The 15,817-nt window shown below is 66.5% G+C and carries 12 protein-coding genes; 3 read left to right on the top strand and 9 right to left on the bottom strand.

Annotated features, from left to right (window positions below; translation table 11 throughout):
• The first annotated feature begins 3 nt into the window (after positions 1 to 3).
• Together ACGFIV_RS07115 and ACGFIV_RS07120 are read left to right on the top strand one after the other, a co-directional pair.
• The gene (locus tag ACGFIV_RS07115; RefSeq protein WP_392832772.1) at positions 4 to 3,195 is read left to right on the top strand and encodes a type I restriction endonuclease subunit R; all 3,192 of its coding nucleotides are present in this window, start codon (positions 4 to 6) and stop codon (positions 3,193 to 3,195) included.
• A 116-nt stretch (positions 3,196 to 3,311) separates the two neighbouring features.
• Positions 3,312 to 4,865 carry a protein kinase gene (locus ACGFIV_RS07120; protein WP_392832775.1) on the top strand — a complete coding sequence of 518 codons (1,554 nt, stop codon included), beginning with the start codon at positions 3,312 to 3,314 and terminating at the stop codon, positions 4,863 to 4,865.
• Positions 4,866 to 4,943: 78 nt separating this feature from the next.
• On the opposite strand, the gene ACGFIV_RS07125 is transcribed toward ACGFIV_RS07120, so the two are convergent.
• Positions 4,944 to 5,156: a DUF397 domain-containing protein gene (locus ACGFIV_RS07125; protein WP_392832777.1), complete on the bottom strand. Its 213-nt coding sequence runs from the start codon at positions 5,154 to 5,156 to the stop codon at positions 4,944 to 4,946.
• Positions 5,147 to 5,968: a helix-turn-helix transcriptional regulator gene (locus ACGFIV_RS07130; protein WP_392832780.1), complete on the bottom strand. Its 822-nt coding sequence runs from the start codon at positions 5,966 to 5,968 to the stop codon at positions 5,147 to 5,149. The genes ACGFIV_RS07125 and ACGFIV_RS07130 overlap by 10 nt, the downstream gene beginning before the upstream one ends.
• Before the next feature lie 910 nt (positions 5,969 to 6,878).
• On the opposite strand from ACGFIV_RS07130, the gene ACGFIV_RS07135 reads away from it, so the two are divergent.
• The gene (locus ACGFIV_RS07135; RefSeq protein ID WP_358553577.1) at positions 6,879 to 7,292 is read left to right on the top strand and encodes an ATP-binding protein; all 414 of its coding nucleotides are present in this window, start codon (positions 6,879 to 6,881) and stop codon (positions 7,290 to 7,292) included.
• Positions 7,293 to 7,346: 54 nt separating this feature from the next.
• On the opposite strand, the gene ACGFIV_RS07140 is transcribed toward ACGFIV_RS07135, so the two are convergent.
• From ACGFIV_RS07140 to ACGFIV_RS07170, 7 genes are all read right to left on the bottom strand, one after another.
• Positions 7,347 to 8,564 (bottom strand): hypothetical protein, encoded by a 1,218-nt coding sequence (locus tag ACGFIV_RS07140; protein WP_392832784.1) that lies wholly within the window; start codon positions 8,562 to 8,564, stop codon positions 7,347 to 7,349.
• On the bottom strand, positions 8,561 to 8,845 hold the full coding sequence (locus tag ACGFIV_RS07145) for a hypothetical protein (RefSeq protein ID WP_392832787.1): 285 nt from the start codon (positions 8,843 to 8,845) through the stop codon (positions 8,561 to 8,563). Before ACGFIV_RS07145 ends, ACGFIV_RS07140 begins: the two co-directional genes overlap by 4 nt.
• The gene (locus ACGFIV_RS07150; RefSeq protein ID WP_392832790.1) at positions 8,842 to 11,493 is read right to left on the bottom strand and encodes an SUMF1/EgtB/PvdO family nonheme iron enzyme; all 2,652 of its coding nucleotides are present in this window, start codon (positions 11,491 to 11,493) and stop codon (positions 8,842 to 8,844) included. Before ACGFIV_RS07150 ends, ACGFIV_RS07145 begins: the two co-directional genes overlap by 4 nt.
• Complete coding sequence (locus ACGFIV_RS07155; protein WP_358561770.1) at positions 11,490 to 12,239, bottom strand: methyltransferase domain-containing protein; 750 nt, start codon at positions 12,237 to 12,239, stop codon at positions 11,490 to 11,492. The genes ACGFIV_RS07150 and ACGFIV_RS07155 overlap by 4 nt, the downstream gene beginning before the upstream one ends.
• Positions 12,240 to 12,601: 362 nt before the next feature.
• Positions 12,602 to 13,756, bottom strand: a complete 1,155-nt coding sequence (locus ACGFIV_RS07160; RefSeq protein WP_358561767.1) for a hypothetical protein — start codon at positions 13,754 to 13,756, stop codon at positions 12,602 to 12,604.
• Positions 13,753 to 14,775, bottom strand: coding sequence for an NACHT domain-containing protein (locus ACGFIV_RS07165; RefSeq protein ID WP_392832795.1), 1,023 nt, complete (start codon positions 14,773 to 14,775; stop codon positions 13,753 to 13,755). The genes ACGFIV_RS07160 and ACGFIV_RS07165 overlap by 4 nt, the downstream gene beginning before the upstream one ends.
• 94 nt (positions 14,776 to 14,869) lie before the next feature.
• Positions 14,870 to 15,649: a DUF72 domain-containing protein gene (locus ACGFIV_RS07170; protein WP_392832798.1), complete on the bottom strand. Its 780-nt coding sequence runs from the start codon at positions 15,647 to 15,649 to the stop codon at positions 14,870 to 14,872.
• Positions 15,650 to 15,817 lie beyond the last annotated feature (168 nt).

Consider the following 15,817-nt stretch of genomic DNA (forward strand, 5'->3'; position numbering starts at 1 on the left):
CCAATGAGCCCCATTCATCACGAGTCCGTGTTCGGCGCCGCTATCGTCTCCGCGATGGTCGACAACGGGTGGGAGTTAGGTGACCCCGCCGGCTACCGCCCCGAGCTGGGGCTGGACACGGGCGAGCTGTTCACGTTCATCGGCGCCACTCAGATCGATGAATGGAACGAACTGCTCATCGCCTACGGCGGGGACCCCGACGCCGCGCAGCAGGGGTTCGCGAAGCGGCTCGATCAGGCCATCTCCAACGACGGCCTCCTGGAAGTGCTGCGCAAGGGGGTCAAGGACCGCGGCGTCCGGATCCGGGTGGCCTACTTCAAGCCCTCCTTGGTCACCTCCGACGCCATCCTGGCCGAATATCGCCAGAACCGGCTGACCGTGGTCCCGGAGTTGGCGTACGCGACCAAGCAGGCGGACCACGGCAACCGGCTCGATCTGACCCTTTTCCTGAACGGCATCCCTGTCGCGACGGCCGAGCTGAAGAACCCGCTGACGGGTCAGAGCGTGGAGCAGGCCAAGGAGCAGTACCGCACCGAGCGTGACCCCACCGAGCCGATCTTCCTCCGGCGGGTGGTGGCGAACTTCGCGGTCGACCCCGACCTCGTCTTCGTGGCCACCCGGCTCCGCGGTGCCAAGACGGTGTTCCTGCCGTTCAACCAAGGGTCGGAAGGGCCGGGCAACAAGGGCGGCAAGGGAAACGCGGTCGCGGCCGGTCCCGGGAAATACGCCACGTCCTACCTGTGGGAGGAGATCTGGCAGCCGGACAACTGGCTGGACCTGCTGGAGCGCTTCGTCCACCTGCACAAGGAGAAGGGGGCGGACGGGCGGACGACGAAGAGGCTGGTCTTCCCCCGCTATCACCAGTGGGACGCGGTCAGGAAGCTGACCGAGCACGCCGCCCGGCACGGTGCGGGGCACAACTACCTCATCATGGCCTCGGCCGGGTCGGGCAAGTCGAACACGATCGCCTGGCTCGGACACCGTCTGTCATCGTTACATACCTCGACCGACGTGTCGCGGCTCGATCCGGACGCGGTCGCGGCCGGCCTCAAGCCAGGGGCCCCGGTGTTCGACAAGGTCGTCATCCTCACCGACCGGAGGAACCTCGACGCGCAGCTCCGCGAAACGGTCGGCAGCTTCGAGCAGACGGCCGGGCTGGTGGTGTCGATCGACGAGAGCCGCGGCGCCAAGTCCGAACAGCTCGCCCAGGCGCTCTCGAAAGAGAGCGGCAAGATCATCACAGTGACGTTGCAGACCTTCCCCGCGCTCATGGACTACCTGAGGCGCACGCCGACCGAGATCAAGGGTCGCCGCTTCGCGATCATCGTCGACGAGGCGCACTCCTCCCAGTCCGGTGACGCGGCCACGGCCGTACGCGACGCCCTGCGGGATCTCGGCCTGGACGCGGACACCGACGAGGAGGGCGCGACCGCCGCTAAGGCCGCGCCGGAAGGCGCGGAAAGCACCGCCGCCAAACTCAAGACCAGGGCCGCCAGGCGCGGCATGAGCGCGAACCTGTCCTATTTCGCCTTCACCGCCACCCCCAAGGCCAAGACGCTGGAACTGTTCGGGACGCTCGGCGGCGACCGCGTCTACCGTCCCTTCCACACCTACGCGATGCGGCAGGCCATCGAGGAGGGCTTCATCCTCGACCCGTTGCGCAACTACGTCACCTACGACACCTACTACAGGCTCGTCAACAACAACCCCGACGAGCGGGAGGTCGACGCCGCCAAGGCGAATTCGTTGCTCGCCAGAGCCGCGTACACCCACGAATCCACGGTGGTGCGGCACGCGCAGGTGATCGTCGAGCACTTCCGCGCGCACACCGCGGGCCGTCTCGGTGGCCGTGCCAAGGCGATGGTGGTGACCTCTTCCCGTCTCGATGCCGTGCGGATGGCCAGGAAGATCAAGCAGTACATCGGTGACCGCGGCTTTGCGGGGATCGGTGTGCTGGTCGCATTCTCCGGGACCCTCACCTATGAGGGGGAGGAGACCAGCGAGTCCAAGGAGAACGGCGGGCTGTCAGAACCCGCCCTGCCGAAGGCGTTCGGCTACACCCGCGCCGACGACAAGTCCGTGGCGTCGGGCGCACCGGGACAGCCCGAGTACCGGATCCTCGTCGTGGCCGAGAAGTACCAGACCGGATTCGACCAGCCGTTGCTGACGACGATGTACGTCAACAAGAAGCTCACCGGCATCAACGCCGTGCAGACCCTCTCCCGGCTCAACCGCACCGCCGACCGCAAGTCGCAAGGCGACCTGGCCGTGCTGGATTTCACCAACAAGGCGGGAGACATCCAGGACGCCTTCCGGCCGTATTTCGAGCAGGCGATCACCTTCCCCACCGATCCGAACCTCCTCTACACCGCGCAGACGAGGGTGATGTCGGCGGCGGTCCTGGTCGAGGCGGAGATGCACGCCTTCGCCGCCGCCTACCTGGCCGCCGAGGAGCGGGCGGCCGGTGACCAGGCGAAATGGGTGAAGCTGCATGCGGAGCTCTACCGGCACCTCGCGCCCGCGTGCGAGCGGTTCTCCGCGTTGCTCCACAGCGATGACGAGGAGGAACGGGAGACGGCGGACAAATTCCGCGCGGACCTGGACGACTACGTCCGTAAGTACGCCTTCCTCGCTCAGATCATCCCCTACAGCGACGAGGACCTGGAACGCCTCTACCTCTACGGCCGGCACCTGCTCACCCGCCTGGACCGGCGGGAGGACGGCAGCGTGGACATCGGCGACGTCGACCTCAGCCACTTGCGGGTCGAGAAGACCGGGGAGTACGACGTCAGCTTGACCTCGGAGGGTGAGGCCGTCCTTGGAGGCTTCGGCGACGGAGCCGGTGGTGGCAAGGAGCCGGAGAAGTCGCTGCTGTCGGAGTTGGTGGAGAAGTTCAACCAGCGGTTCGGCACCTCGCTCACCGAGCAGGACATCATCAAGCCCTTCGAGGAGGCGATGAAGGAGTCGAAGGTCCAACTCGCCGCCGTCGCGAACGTCGACGAGGAGAACTTCGGCCAGGTATTCGATCCGGTCTTCGAGGACAAGATGATGGAGCACCTCGACACGATGGCGGACCTCGGTCGCAAGTACTTCGCCCCGGATCGCGACTTCCGCAGTTCCCTCAACCGCAGCGCCCGCAGCGCCGCGTGGAACCTGATCCGCCGCCAGCAGGGCATCGCGGACGACGTGGCGTAACACTCTCGACGAGATGGGGGATGTCCCTGTGGTCAGCGGACACGGATCCCGATGATCAACAGTGATCCCCACAGGGGACATGAACTGCGTCACGATGTGAGACGACCGGGAGAACGGTGAGATCACGGAAGATCGCGGGCCGATACGAGCTCGTCGAGGAGCTCGACGCCGGGGCGATGGGCCAGGTCTGGCGGGGGTACGACGCGGTGCTCGACCGCGAGGTCGCGATCAAACGGATCCTCCCGGAGCTCATCTCCTACCCTGAACACGCCGAGGTGCTGACCAGGCGGTTCCGCCGGGAGGCCAGGGTCACGGCTCGCATCGGTCATCACGGCGTCCCCGAGGTGTACGACGCGGTTCTGGAGCGTTCGGTCGCGCACCTGTACCTGGTGATGGAGCTGGTGCACGGCACGCCGCTCACCAGGTTCATCTCCCCGGAGGCGCCGCTGCCCATCTCCTGGGTGGCGTCCGTGGTGGCCCAGATCTGCACCGTCCTGTCGTACGCGCACGCGATCCCGGTCGTCCACCGAGACCTGAAGCCGGACAACCTGATGGTCGCCGCCGACGGGACGGTGAAGGTCCTGGACTTCGGCATCGCCGCGATCTTACGGCCCGACGTCACCAGGCTGACCGAGGCCGGAGTGCCCATGGGGACGGCCCGCTACATGTCCCCCGAGCAGGTCCAGGCGGTCCAGGTCACTCCGCGAACCGACCTGTACGCGGTCGGATGCATCCTGCACGAGCTCTGCACTGGGGAACCCGTTTTCGATGGTGGTCTGAACGGCGCTCGTCTCATGTGGCAGCACCTCTTCGAGCAGCCACGGCGGCTGGGGCTGCTCCGGGGAGACGTGCCGGAGGATCTCGAACGGCTGACGCTGCAACTGCTGGCCAAAAGACCGGAAGACCGCCCCGCCGATGCTCAGGAGGTCTTCGAGCGGCTGATCCCGTTCCTGCCGGCCCCGGGTGAGCGTCCAGAGGTCGCCGAGCGAGGCGGGGCACGACTGCCCGACCCCACTCGCCCGTACCGGAACCCCTGCGCGCCGCGCCCCCGGCCTGATCAGAGCCTCGTCGAGCAGAGTGACGCGGAGCCTGTCTCCGCGGGGGAGGCACTTGAGGCCATCGCGGACGCGGAGGCCGAGTCCGACGAACTGCTCACCGAGGATCGGTACACGCAGGCCGCCGACGTGCTCAACGCGGTGCTCAAAGCGGCCTCCGACGCCCTGGGCAGCGACAACCAGCGGGTGCTGCGGCTTCGGCAGCGGCGGGCGGCGATCCTGGTGATCGGCGGTGACGTCCGGCGTGCCCTGCCCGAGTTCGACAGGCTCGCCGCCGCGTACGCGCGGGTCGCGGGCCCAGCCGACGTGGACACCCTGGAATGCCGGCGGCAGGCGGCCTACTGCCGCGCGGAACTGGGCCAGGGGACCGTGGCCCTCGAAGAGCTGCGACAGGTGCTGGCACGGTTCCGGGCCGAGAGGGGCGACGGGGACGAGACCGTGCTGGACCTGCGACGAGACATCGGGTACCTGCTCGCCGCCGAAGGACAGAGGAAGGACGCCGTCGCCGTCCTCGAACCTCTGCACGACGACTTCTCCGTCATCTACGGCCCCGACGACGCCCGTACATTGGAGATCAGAGACCTGCTGGCACGTCTCCAATCCCCAGGAACCTGAAGCCGGACACCGCGTGGCTTGGACGACGAGAAGCCCGTGGCGGTGGCCTACGGGCTTCTCGTGGGTCTGGCGTTGAGGTTAGAAGTCGAACTCGCCCTGCTTTGCTCCGTCGAGGAAGGCATCCCAGACGCTCGCGCTCACCACGAAGGGCGCCTTGTCGGGTGCTTCGGTGTCCCGCAACCCGACCCGTCCCCCCGAGAGCGGAGCCACCTCTAGGCAGTTCCCCTGGTTGGACGCGCTCTTGGTCGCCTTGCGCCAGGCTGCGGTCTTCAACTCGTCACTTAAATCCATGATGTCTGCGCCTCTCTGATCAACTGGATCGAGACATGCTGGGGATGTGCGTCAGCTCGGATTTTGTCGTACCTGGCGCGAATCGCCTCGACGTCTTCTAGCCGATTCGTGACGTGGCCGTGAGTCGCGGACTCGATGTATACGGTATCCCCATCTCCAGGAAGCTGCGCGATGATAAACCCGCCGGAGGTTCCGGTAGTCGCCCCGAGTGTCAGGGGGACTATCTGGATGCTCACCCTCGGCGACTCATCTGCTTCGAGGAGGCGCTCGAGTTGGCGGTGCATGGTTTTATTGCCGCCGATCGGCCGGTGTAGAACGCCCTCGTCGAGCACGACCCAGAGCATCGGCGGGGTGGACTGGGTCAAGATCTTCTGTCGCTCCATTCGTGCCTGTACTGCGGTCTCGACCTGCTCCTCGGTGAGACCGGGTTCACCGCGGATGACCACTCGCGCATAGGCATCTGTCTGTAGAAGGCCTGGTACCACGAGTGGTTCCCAGCTATGCAGGGTGTGGGCCTCATGCTCGACTTCCAGCCAGTTGCGGAACCATCTGGGGCTCGCGCCCCGGGTCAGGTGTGCCCACAGGCGGACGAGTTCGCCGCCCGCGTTGAGGGCGTCGTCGTAGCGCTGCATGAAGTTCTGACTCGGCGTGCGCTCGCCGCGCTCGATGAAGCCGACCAGACTCTGGCTGAACTGGATGGTCCTGGCCAGTCGGTCTTGGGTCAAATTCGCCCGAATTCGGCGCTTGCGCATTTCGGCGCCCAGAAAAACCAAAGGCTTAACAGTCGGGTCAGGATCGGGGGGTACGTACATGCTGCCTCCGTCCGGCGAGAAATCGCTACTCCTTCAGCACAGCCAGCACACCGGTAGTACAAACCGTCCGGCAATGTGCTCTGCCTTTGGATGCACAACGTAGCCGGTCAGAGGCACTCTGTGAAGTGACTTGAGGGGCCGAGAAGGCGACCTAAGCAGACCTCCTGCCGATGCTGCGGAGATGCCTATATAGGGGCGATAAAAGACGGTCCACTATGTCCAGATAAGAGGGGATAAGAATGGCTGTATCGAGAGCGGGAAAGCGTGGTCTCGATGGTCCGTTCCTCCGAGTGCCGGCTAGGGATCTGTCACTCCTCCGCCACTCTCCGCAGGCGATCCCCGTGCCGGATATGGGCGGGGGAGCGGCATGAACGATCACGAGAACACGACGCGGCAACGGGGCCGGCATCGGCGGAGTGAGGCAGTGGTTCGGGTTCGCCCGAGGGGTTGGGATCCGGCTGAGCGGGCCGCCGCGCGGCAGTTGGATCTATTGGAGCCGGTCTGGGCCGTTTGGTACGGGCTGGGTGCGCGCCGTTTCTATGCCGCTGCCGTCTGGTCCGCGTCCGAGCCATTGATCGTGCAGGCCGGTACCGCTGATGAGTTGCGCGACCGGATGCGTGAGGCCGAGGTGGGCGACCTAGTACGTGAGGCCGGGCGGCGCGATCTTGTGCTCCAGGCCGAGCGGTCCGCATGGGCGCGTCGCCCACGGCCACCGACGGCGCCCGTACCCCGCGAAGCCTTGCCCGTACAGCCGGTGCCCGCCGTACAGCCGGGGCACGTGCCCCTCGAAGCCTTGCCCATACAGCCGGTGCCCGCCGTACGGCCGGGGCTCGTGCCCCGCCTGCCCCTGCCCACGCGGCCGGAGCCGCGTAGGCCCCTGCCAATGTCGCGTCCACCCCGAGGAGCGAAGATGCCGGACAGCACGCCGGACGGCGCGCGTACCGTCTGCTGGGATCTACCCTGCGACCTGTCGGTGATCGGCAAGACCCGGAGCATGGTGAGGGAGATCCTCACCTCATGGACGCTGGAGTCCTTGGCCGACGATGTGGTGCTGGTGGTCGACGAGTTGCTGGCCAACGCGCTGAGCTACGGAGAGCCACCGGTCAGGCTCGCCCTTTCCGCCGAGGATGGCGAACTACTGCGCGTCCAGGTCACCGACCACGCCGCCGAACTGCCTCGCCACCTCCACCTCGGCATCGAGGCCGTCCACGGCCGCGGCCTGACCATCGTCGAGGCCCTGGCCCACGAGTGCGGCATCACGCCACTCTCCGGCCCCTCTGGTACCTCCGGCAAGACCGTCTGGGCCTGTTGGCGCCTCGTGTGAACGAACATCATCCGACGCGCCGGACTGACCTGATCACCCGGGTGTTCTCACTCACTACGAAGTGAACCGGCCGCGTAGCGCCCTCAGCGCGAATCGGGCAGAGCGAGTGCGCAGGAGTACGGCTGTCAGAACGATGAAGCCTGCGGCGACGGCGGTGAAGAACCAAGGATCATCTGACGGGACGACCTGGAGCAGTGCCAGTGCGATACCCGCTGGAACGGTGATGAGCGTGAACACGACCACCGCGCTGTTGACGTGCCTGGTCTCGTCCTCTCTGGTCAGCCGATTGAAGTCGCTGATCTCGGTGAGGATCTGATCGAAACGCTCGCGAAGCCCATGCTGGCGCTGGTAGGCGGCCAGGAGCCGGTTCGGGATCCCGTGGGTCGTCAGGTGCTGAGCCCACAGTCGACGCCGGAAGGAACCGACCTCCCTCTCCAGTCGGGCCATCGTGGTCGCCAGGTTGGTGTCGAGCGCGGCCACCATACGCTGTTCGAGATGTTTGAGCCCTTGGCTCTGGAGCAAGCCGAGCATGACCGCGTCCAGGTAGATCGAGCGCAGGTACAGCTCCGCGTAGCCGAAGAACGCATCATCTGGCCCTTCGTCAGGACGGACGCCGACGACGCCCATCCCGTCGCGCAGCACGACGGCATGCCAGTCGACGGAGAGTCTGATGATCTCGTCGTCGGCCGGTTCGAGGTGTTTGGGATCGGGCGGATAGTCCGCCAGGATGGTGCGCGAGGCCAGTGCCCACAGCCACTGACGGGCCGCAGGCCAGCGCCAGTACCTGGGGTGCAGGTACAGACGGGGCAGCCCCCGTTTGGCGGGGGTCACGAAGCAGACGGTGAAGGGGGGTACGGCGGACTCGATCTTGGCTTGTCCGTTCACTAGAGCCTGCGCATCGAAGCTGACGGGTGGCGCGTCCCTGCGTCCGGCGAGACCACGCAGCAGCGAGATCGGCGCTCCTCGTCTCGACCGCAGGTGGATCGCCACCAACCCACAGGCGTCCGGCTCGTCGGATACGCGGAGAGCCTCGATGCCCAGGATCTCGACGTCGCCGACCACGCGCTGGGTGGGATCGTGCCAACGGTTAGGGTGATCTTCCCGCCCGTACAGCACATGGGTCGCCTTGTCGCGGTAATACTCGCTGCGTGCCTCGGCGGTGGAACGCACCTGCCGATGCTGCAGGACCAGTGGCCCAGGCGCCCATTCCGGTGTGGAGGGGAATCGCGCTTCGTAGACGACGATCAGGGCGTGCCTGGCGAACCGGGTCACCGGTAGTAGTCCTCCACTTCGGGAAGGTCAAGACGGATGACATAGCGCGCGTGCTCCGGATCTTCGGGGTCCACCATGAATCTCACCCGCTCACCTGTCCTGATGGTGCGGAATCCCTCGGTCACGATGTCGGCGTACATGAAGGCGTGATGCTTATTTGTCTCGATATCCCGAACCACGTATGTGCCTTGGCGGCCCTCGTGACCGCTGCCGAGTGGCATGCGGTCGACGATGTTGCCGAACCGCTGACCGCTCGCCGCTCTGATCTCCTCGCTGGTCACCCGAGCTCCTCGACACACCTGAAACCGACCGCGTTGCTGCATCCCCGGCGCCGGGAGAGCCCCTTGGAGGAGACTTGAAGTGCTCGGTACGGGTTGTCGTAGGAGCCGCCGCAGATGACGACCTCGTTGAGGTTCTCAAGCACCGTTCCTGTGATCTCCCATACGTTTCCGGCCATCTCCCTGATCCCGAACGGAGAGACGTTGCCAGGATGCGCGTCGACCGGACCGGGCATGGCTTGGCTCAGCCGCCCACCGTCCAATTCCTCTCTCCACGCCTCGTAGGTGATCAGCGGCTGCCCGCTCCATGTGTCCGCGCAATTGACGATGTCCAGGTCGATGTCGTCGCCCCAGGGGAACAACCGGCCGTCACTTCCTCGAGCGGCGGCCTCCCATTCGAGAGACGTGGGCAGGCGCTTGCCCTCGAAGCGGGCGAAGGCGTACGCGCTCCAGTAGTTGACGCAGATCACAGGGTGGTTCTCGTACGCCCGATCGGTGAAGTAGTCCTGCACCTTGAGGCGTTCCTGCCATGGCTCGTGGGAGTAGGAAGGCGGCTTGCCCGGGTGGTCCCACTCATGTGAGCCATGCTGCCGGACGGCTTCCAGAAAGCGGTTGTAGCGGCCGACCGTGACCGGGAAGCGATCGAATCGGACGGGCCGTTCGACGTGCCGGAGCATCAGATGGTGGCTCGGCCCGACGAGATATGTACCGGCGGGGAGGACGCAGTCGACGCTGGGTGCCTGCGGCGCATGGCGGGATCGCCGGTACAGGAAGTCCCGAACCTGCTCGGTCAGGCGAGGGCCGGTCTCGACGGCGGACTCCCGGTTAGCGGGATCACGTAGGTATTCGGCGGCCAGCAGCTCCTGATAGGCCGAGTGCACGAAGGCGACCCCGGACGACTCGACGGGCCTGAAGAACGCTCTCAATCGGAACGCGTTGTAGCTCAGGCGCCCTCCCTCGAAGAGGAAGATACCCACATCGTTCACGATGTCCACGAACGTAAAGGTCGTCTGACCTCGGAGGAAAGCCTCGCCGAAGTACGTGATGATCGACCGCATTGAGTCCGTGAGATGGGTCGATGCCATGACCCGTTCCATGTGCTGCCAGGCCAACTCGGCGAGATGAGGAAGATCGCCGCTGTCGAGTTCCAGCTCACGTACCAGGCGCATCTCAAGGGGGGTGCCGGCGCCGGCCACATCCTGGAGCCTCAGTGCCGAGAATCGGGGCACACGCAGTGGGTTCACGCCCTGGGCATGGAGTTGCTGGACAAGCTTCTCCGACACCAGCGCGGTGCCGTCCAGCAGCCGTCGCACCTGCGGGGAATCCTCCAGGAAGGAAACCCGCGAGCTGGTGACGACCGCCGACTCCGCGGACAGCACCTGGGCCAACTCGGTGAACAGCTCCAGGAACCCCTGCAACGTCATCGACGGCACCGCCTCGTCGATTCCGTCCAGGGCGCACGCCACCGACCCCGAACGCGCGAAGTACTGGAAGACGTCGAAGACGTACGAACTCTCGACGGCCATGTAGGGCGCGAGCGTACGGGTGACGAACTCTCGGAACTCCTCGTCCCGCCTCTTCAGGCTCATGTCGAAGTAGAAGCGGTAGCGGCGTCGGCTCGCCGTCGCCGATCCGGCTACCAATCGCTTCAGCAGCGTCGACTTCCCGCTTCCGGAACGGCCGACGATGAGCAGGTTCCCCCCGGACGACGCGACCTCGTCCACCAACCGGTCGGCGGCCCCAACGCGGGAGATCCGCTGCTCGCCGGTGCGCTCGTTCGTGGTGAGCAGATCGCCGGAGATCGCCATGCTCGCCGCGTCGAGCAACCCCGGATAGGCGTTGGAGACGTCTGCCAGATGCCGGTCCAGATCGACGAAGGCATCCATGAAGCGGTCGTACGTGACGACCCGGTAATCGCTGCCCAGCGGGCTCGGAGCCACGTGGACACCGTTCTCCTCCAGGATCAGGAACCGGGTGAGCTTCGGCAGTTGCGTCTGTAACAGATCGCCGCCGGTGGCGTCCAAGACCTGGGTCACATCATCGACGTTCTTACTGAGCAGCAGTTCGACGTACTCGCTTCGCAGCCCTCGCTCGCGGAAGAAGAGCTGGTAGATGGTATTGCGGGACAGCTCGAAGCGCTTGACCGGCTTGTAGTCCAGGGTCAGGTAGAGCCCGGCGAGGAACTCGGCCTTCAGCGCTACATCGGGGGAGAGCTTGGGCATATCCCCGGTCAGGATGCCGCTGCCCGTGCTGCTGAACCAGGCCAGCACATCGAGCAACCGGCGGACTGCGGTCAGCCCGTCTTCGTCGGCGACGTGGTAACCGTCGTGAGTGGAACGGTTGCGTAGACGCTGGATGTCACGGAGCGAGTCGATGACGACACTGCTGCGGATATGCGGCTGAGCGCCCTTGATCAGCTCGCTCAGCGCCTTGCCGCCGGGATCGCCGGGGACGTTGTGATACCTCCAGAGCTGCTTGAGGATACGCTCGGTGATCTTCCCGACCAGGGCGATCGTGTTCTCCGGATACCCATCGCCGAGCGACTTGATCGGACGTTCGAAATCCAGCCCGAGATGGCGGGCGACACGGGAGTGGTCGTCCAGCTCATTGCGCAGCTGGTAGAGACGGGTGTCGAACTCCACGCTGCTCACGCTTTCGCCCCGAGCACGAAGGCGAATCGGTCCGGGAACCGCAACTCGGAGCCAGGATGCCTGCGATGAATCTCCGCGATGCCCTGTTCGATCCCAGTGTCGTCAAAGCTGGACAACAGAGACATGTATCGGTTGCGGACCATTTGCACGTAGCGCTCTGTACTGAAGGTGAGCATGAACTCGTCGTAGGTCAGTTCGGAGGTGAGCCCACTACTCCTCATTGCCGCGGCGACCTTCGAGGGGTCGGGTTGCCGGTCCTTGAAGAGCTTCAGCGCGGCGGCGAACAGCGGGTAGGCGATGACCGTAGGCAACATGACCACGAGCATCCGCCCGCCGGGTCGCAAGAGGCGGGCAAGACCGTCAAGGACACGGGGAGGATCGCCGACGTGGTGGATCACTTCCTTGATAAGGATGGAGTCGTAGCTGTCATACGGGAGCTCCGCACGCCCTTCGGCAAGATCTTCCGCTGCGGCGTGCAGCGGGATCAAACGCTGATGGGGGGAAATCTGGTCCAACATTGAGGTGGACGGGTCGGCGCAGACCACAGCGTCGGCGTGCTCGGCAAGCCTGCGCGCGTAAAGCCCGGTTCCCCCACCGACATCCAGCACACGATGACCCGGGCCGATCCGAAGCCGGTCGAGAATATTTCCGGTCATCCATTGGATGAAATTTGGACTGTATGCCCAGTTCTCGTCGTACCTGTCAGCGAGGCTGTCGTAGTGAGCTCGCGTGACATCGTTCTGCACGAGGCGTTCCCTCCAAGCTGGAGCATCAGGGCAAGCCCCAGCATCCGATGGATGGTGATGCCAGTCAAGAAATAACTGTCTCCTTTTGAGGGGTGTTTCTTGATAGGGCCAATCTACTAGCGCTTTTTAGTTCGATTGTCACGACCGAGTGACTGTTAGACGTTCGGGTGCCTTACACGCATATCCGCCCAATGGCTGTGAGTGTGCCGACTGCAGCGAAGAGAGAACCCCATCGGCTGGCACAGCCTGCTCGAAATGGGCCTGACAGGTTTGCAGACGAGCACGGCATCACCCCTGATCGCCGGCGTCTGGGCCTGTTGGCGTCTGTCGTGTGCGGCTGAGGGTTGCGGTGAGGAGGGGCGTCAGCTCGGCGGCGAGGTGACCGGTGGGGGGCCGGCTTTCTTGGGGCTGCTTGCGAGGTGGTCCTGGAGTTCGGCGTGCCGGAACTGGTAGAGGGGGCCGACGGCGCGGAGCAGGCCGAGCTTGTGCATGTCGTCGAGGAAGGCCATCATGCGCAGCGGCAGGCGGCCGGTCGGGGCCAGGAGGAGTACGGTGATCGTGGACATCAGCCACGCCTGCCGTGGGCGTCGCACCATCCCGAAGCAGCTTCCGAGGGCCATCCCCAGCCCGAGATTGCTCCACAGGTCCGCCGTCCCCCGGCCGAGCTGCGCGATCATCCAGTCGGCGCCGAGCATGACCGCGGCGCCGAGTGCGAGACCGGTCATGAGCCGGACGCCGATCAGAGCCCGGTTGACCTTCCAGGTGGACATGGGGGTGCGGGCGGCGGTGAACCGTGGCAGCCGCTCCTCCGATGGTTCGGGGGGACGCTGGAGGGCGAGCCCGAGCCAGGTCATGATGGTCATGATCGCGCCTGTGGCGAGCCCGGCCGCCACGCCGTTCGTGGCCCCGACCACCACTCCCGTCGGCAGGCCGAGGGTGGGTAGGGTGAGCATGGCCAGCCGGACGTTCGGACGTTGCTCGGTGATGAGGGCGGCCAGCCGGCCGGGCAGCTCCAGGCGGGAGAAGACCGGCGTTCCGGAGCCGTACGTCGCGCTCGCCAGCCCGAACGTGAGGCCCAGGGCGAGTCCGAGCACGGGCCTGCCGCTCAGGAGGGCCGCGAGCATGGCCGGCAGCCCGAGCACGATGCCGGTCCACAAGGTGGCCAAGGATCTGACCGGCACGCTGAGCCGCTGATCGGGACGTTCCGCCGCCCATCGGGTGATCTGCCACCAGCCCAGGTCACGGGTACCGTGCCTCGCCGACAGCACGGCTAGGTAAGTCAGGCACCTGCGCACCTGATCCGGGTCCCAGGACCGGCGCGGCCGGAAGCGGTCCTGTGCGGGCGGGCGGTCCTGTGCGGGCGGCCGGTCGAGGAGGGCTCCGATCAGGTTGTCCAGCAGGTGCGCGCGCAGCGCGGCGACGTCGTCGCGGTAGACGGTGAGCAAGGGGGCGGGGTCGGCGTCCCTGCCGATGTAGACGGTGCGGATCAGCCACAGTCCGAGCGCGGTCTTGGTCACCGAGGCGAGTGCCGGAGCCGTGCCCGACCCAGCGCGCGCAACGTCTCCTCCCAGGTGTACGGAGGGTTCGGCGGCAGGTCGTCCGCGAGGTAGCCGACCGCGACCTCCCGTGACAGCGCCATGGGCGCGATGACGGCCGCGGCCTTCAGCACGCGTTTCGCGGACTTCACCGCGTCGGCGTACTCGGTGGTCCGGGAAGTGACGATCACCTGGTCGCCTTCGGCGAGCGTCCGGTTGAGAGTGATGATCACCTTGGCCCGCGCCGGGCCGGGAAGCTCGTCCAGGCCGTCGAGGATCGGCAGGATGGCTGACGACCTGGTGTGGCCGCGCCGCGCGAGAAGATCGGCCCCGTCGGGGCCGCGCCCGCCTCCGAGTACCGTTGCGAAGTCGGTCCGCAGCCGTGCCGCGAGCCAGTCGTGGAAGTACGGGTGGACCTCCATGTCCCAGTCGGCGATCGACAGCAGCACCGGGACCGGCTCGTCCGGAGCGCGGGTGCGGACGAGTTCCAGCAGAAGCTCGACCGCCAGGGTGGTCTTCCCCGTACCGGCGCCTCCGGTGATGACCAGTCGGCGGCGCCGGAGCCTGCGGAAGCTCGCGGCCAGCGCGGCGACGTCGGCCGAGCCGCCGGTGAGGACGAGCTCGCCGTCGGCGACCAACCGTGGATGGTCCTTGAGGGTGGCTCGCCCGGTCAGGTGCCACGCGATCGGGATGCGCGGGGCCCCTTGGGAACGGATGGCCGTCTCCTCCTCCCACCGGGCGCACACCAGCCCTGCCAAGGTCGTCTTGACGTCGGTGATATCCCCCGGGGCCGGGGCCGCCAAGGTACGCCGCAGCCAGAAGATCAGCCCGGCCGCGAGCGGGACCACGGCGAGCAGGACGCTCGCGGCATCGCCGACGTGCGGCTTCTCGCCCATGTCGACCCTGGTGAACACGAAGATGAGGATCGCGGTGAGCACCGTCAAGGCCAGGAAGACCGCGATGGTGGCCACCATCGCCTGGCGCCGCCGACCCCCAGCCATGTCCGGGATGCTCGCTCATCTGACCCCTCGCCGTCAGGGCGACCGCGGAACCGTGATCACATGGAGACGCGGCGCGGGAAGATGCCGCGAGACGTCACCTCACGGCCGCGCTCTCGGGGAGGGTCTCCGGGGTGCGGCTCACCGGCCAGCCCTCCGCGCGGGCAAGGTCGGCGAACCGTACGGCGTTGCGTACGGCGGCGCCGCCAGGGTCGTTGTTGAAGTAGGCGTACACGTCGCACTCCGTGTCCAGGGAGTCGCTTACGCGGTGCAGCCAGGACCGCAGTGACGCGTCGCCGTACGAGGGCCACGGGCTGGCGCGGCCCTGGTGGAAGCGCACGTAGCCCCATCCGGCGGTCGGCCACAGGGGAGTGAGCGGCCGGCCGAGGGCGTCGGCCCAGCACAGGGCGGCGCCGTGCGACGTGAGCACGTCCCGGACGATGCCGGTCCACCAGGAGGGATGCCGGGGCTCCACGGCCACGCGCACGTGGCGGGGGAAGCACCGCAGGCAGGCGTCGAGCCGGTCGGCGTCCACCCGGAGCGTCGGGGGGAGCTGGAGCAGGATCGGCCCGAGCTTGGGGCCGAGACCTCCGGCGGCGTCCATCAGCCGCTGGACCGGTTCCTCCGGGTCCTTGAGCCGCTTGATGTGGGTCAGGAAGCGGCTGGCCTTGACCGCCATGACGAACCCGGCAGGGGTGCGCTCGCGCCAGCTCTCGAACGTCTCTCGAGACGGCAGCCGGTAGAAGGCGTTGTTGTTCTCCACCGTGTCGAAGCACTCGGCGTACCGCTCCAGCCACACGCGCTGCGGCACCCCGGGCGGATACAGCACTCCGCGCCAGTGGGTGTACTGCCACCCGGACGTCCCGACGAGCAACATGAGCGCCCCCCGACCCCGTTCCACGGCCTGCGTATGGCCAGGATGCATGCCCGCTCCGGCGCGCACCACACCGGGGTCGCCGGCCCCGAAAAATGTCGGGACACTTCCGGCACTTAAGACAATCTTGGCCTCACAATGATCGTGTCGTAACGACCGAAGCGAGGAGCA

This window comes from Sphaerisporangium sp. NPDC049003, from assembly GCF_043197795.1.
GTDB lineage: Bacteria > Actinomycetota > Actinomycetes > Streptosporangiales > Streptosporangiaceae > Sphaerisporangium.

Coding starts and splice junctions, on each gene's coding strand:
- ACGFIV_RS07125 (WP_392832777.1), bottom strand. CDS start 5,156: ATGGATTTAAGTGACGAGTTGAAGACCGCAGCCTGGCGCAAGGCGACC.
- ACGFIV_RS07130 (WP_392832780.1), bottom strand. CDS start 5,968: ATGTACGTACCCCCCGATCCTGACCCGACTGTTAAGCCTTTGGTTTTT.
- ACGFIV_RS07115 (WP_392832772.1), top strand. CDS start 4: ATGAGCCCCATTCATCACGAGTCCGTGTTCGGCGCCGCTATCGTCTCC.
- ACGFIV_RS07135 (WP_358553577.1), top strand. CDS start 6,879: ATGCCGGACAGCACGCCGGACGGCGCGCGTACCGTCTGCTGGGATCTA.
- ACGFIV_RS07170 (WP_392832798.1), bottom strand. CDS start 15,649: ATGTTGCTCGTCGGGACGTCCGGGTGGCAGTACACCCACTGGCGCGGA.
- ACGFIV_RS07165 (WP_392832795.1), bottom strand. CDS start 14,775: ATGGCTGGGGGTCGGCGGCGCCAGGCGATGGTGGCCACCATCGCGGTC.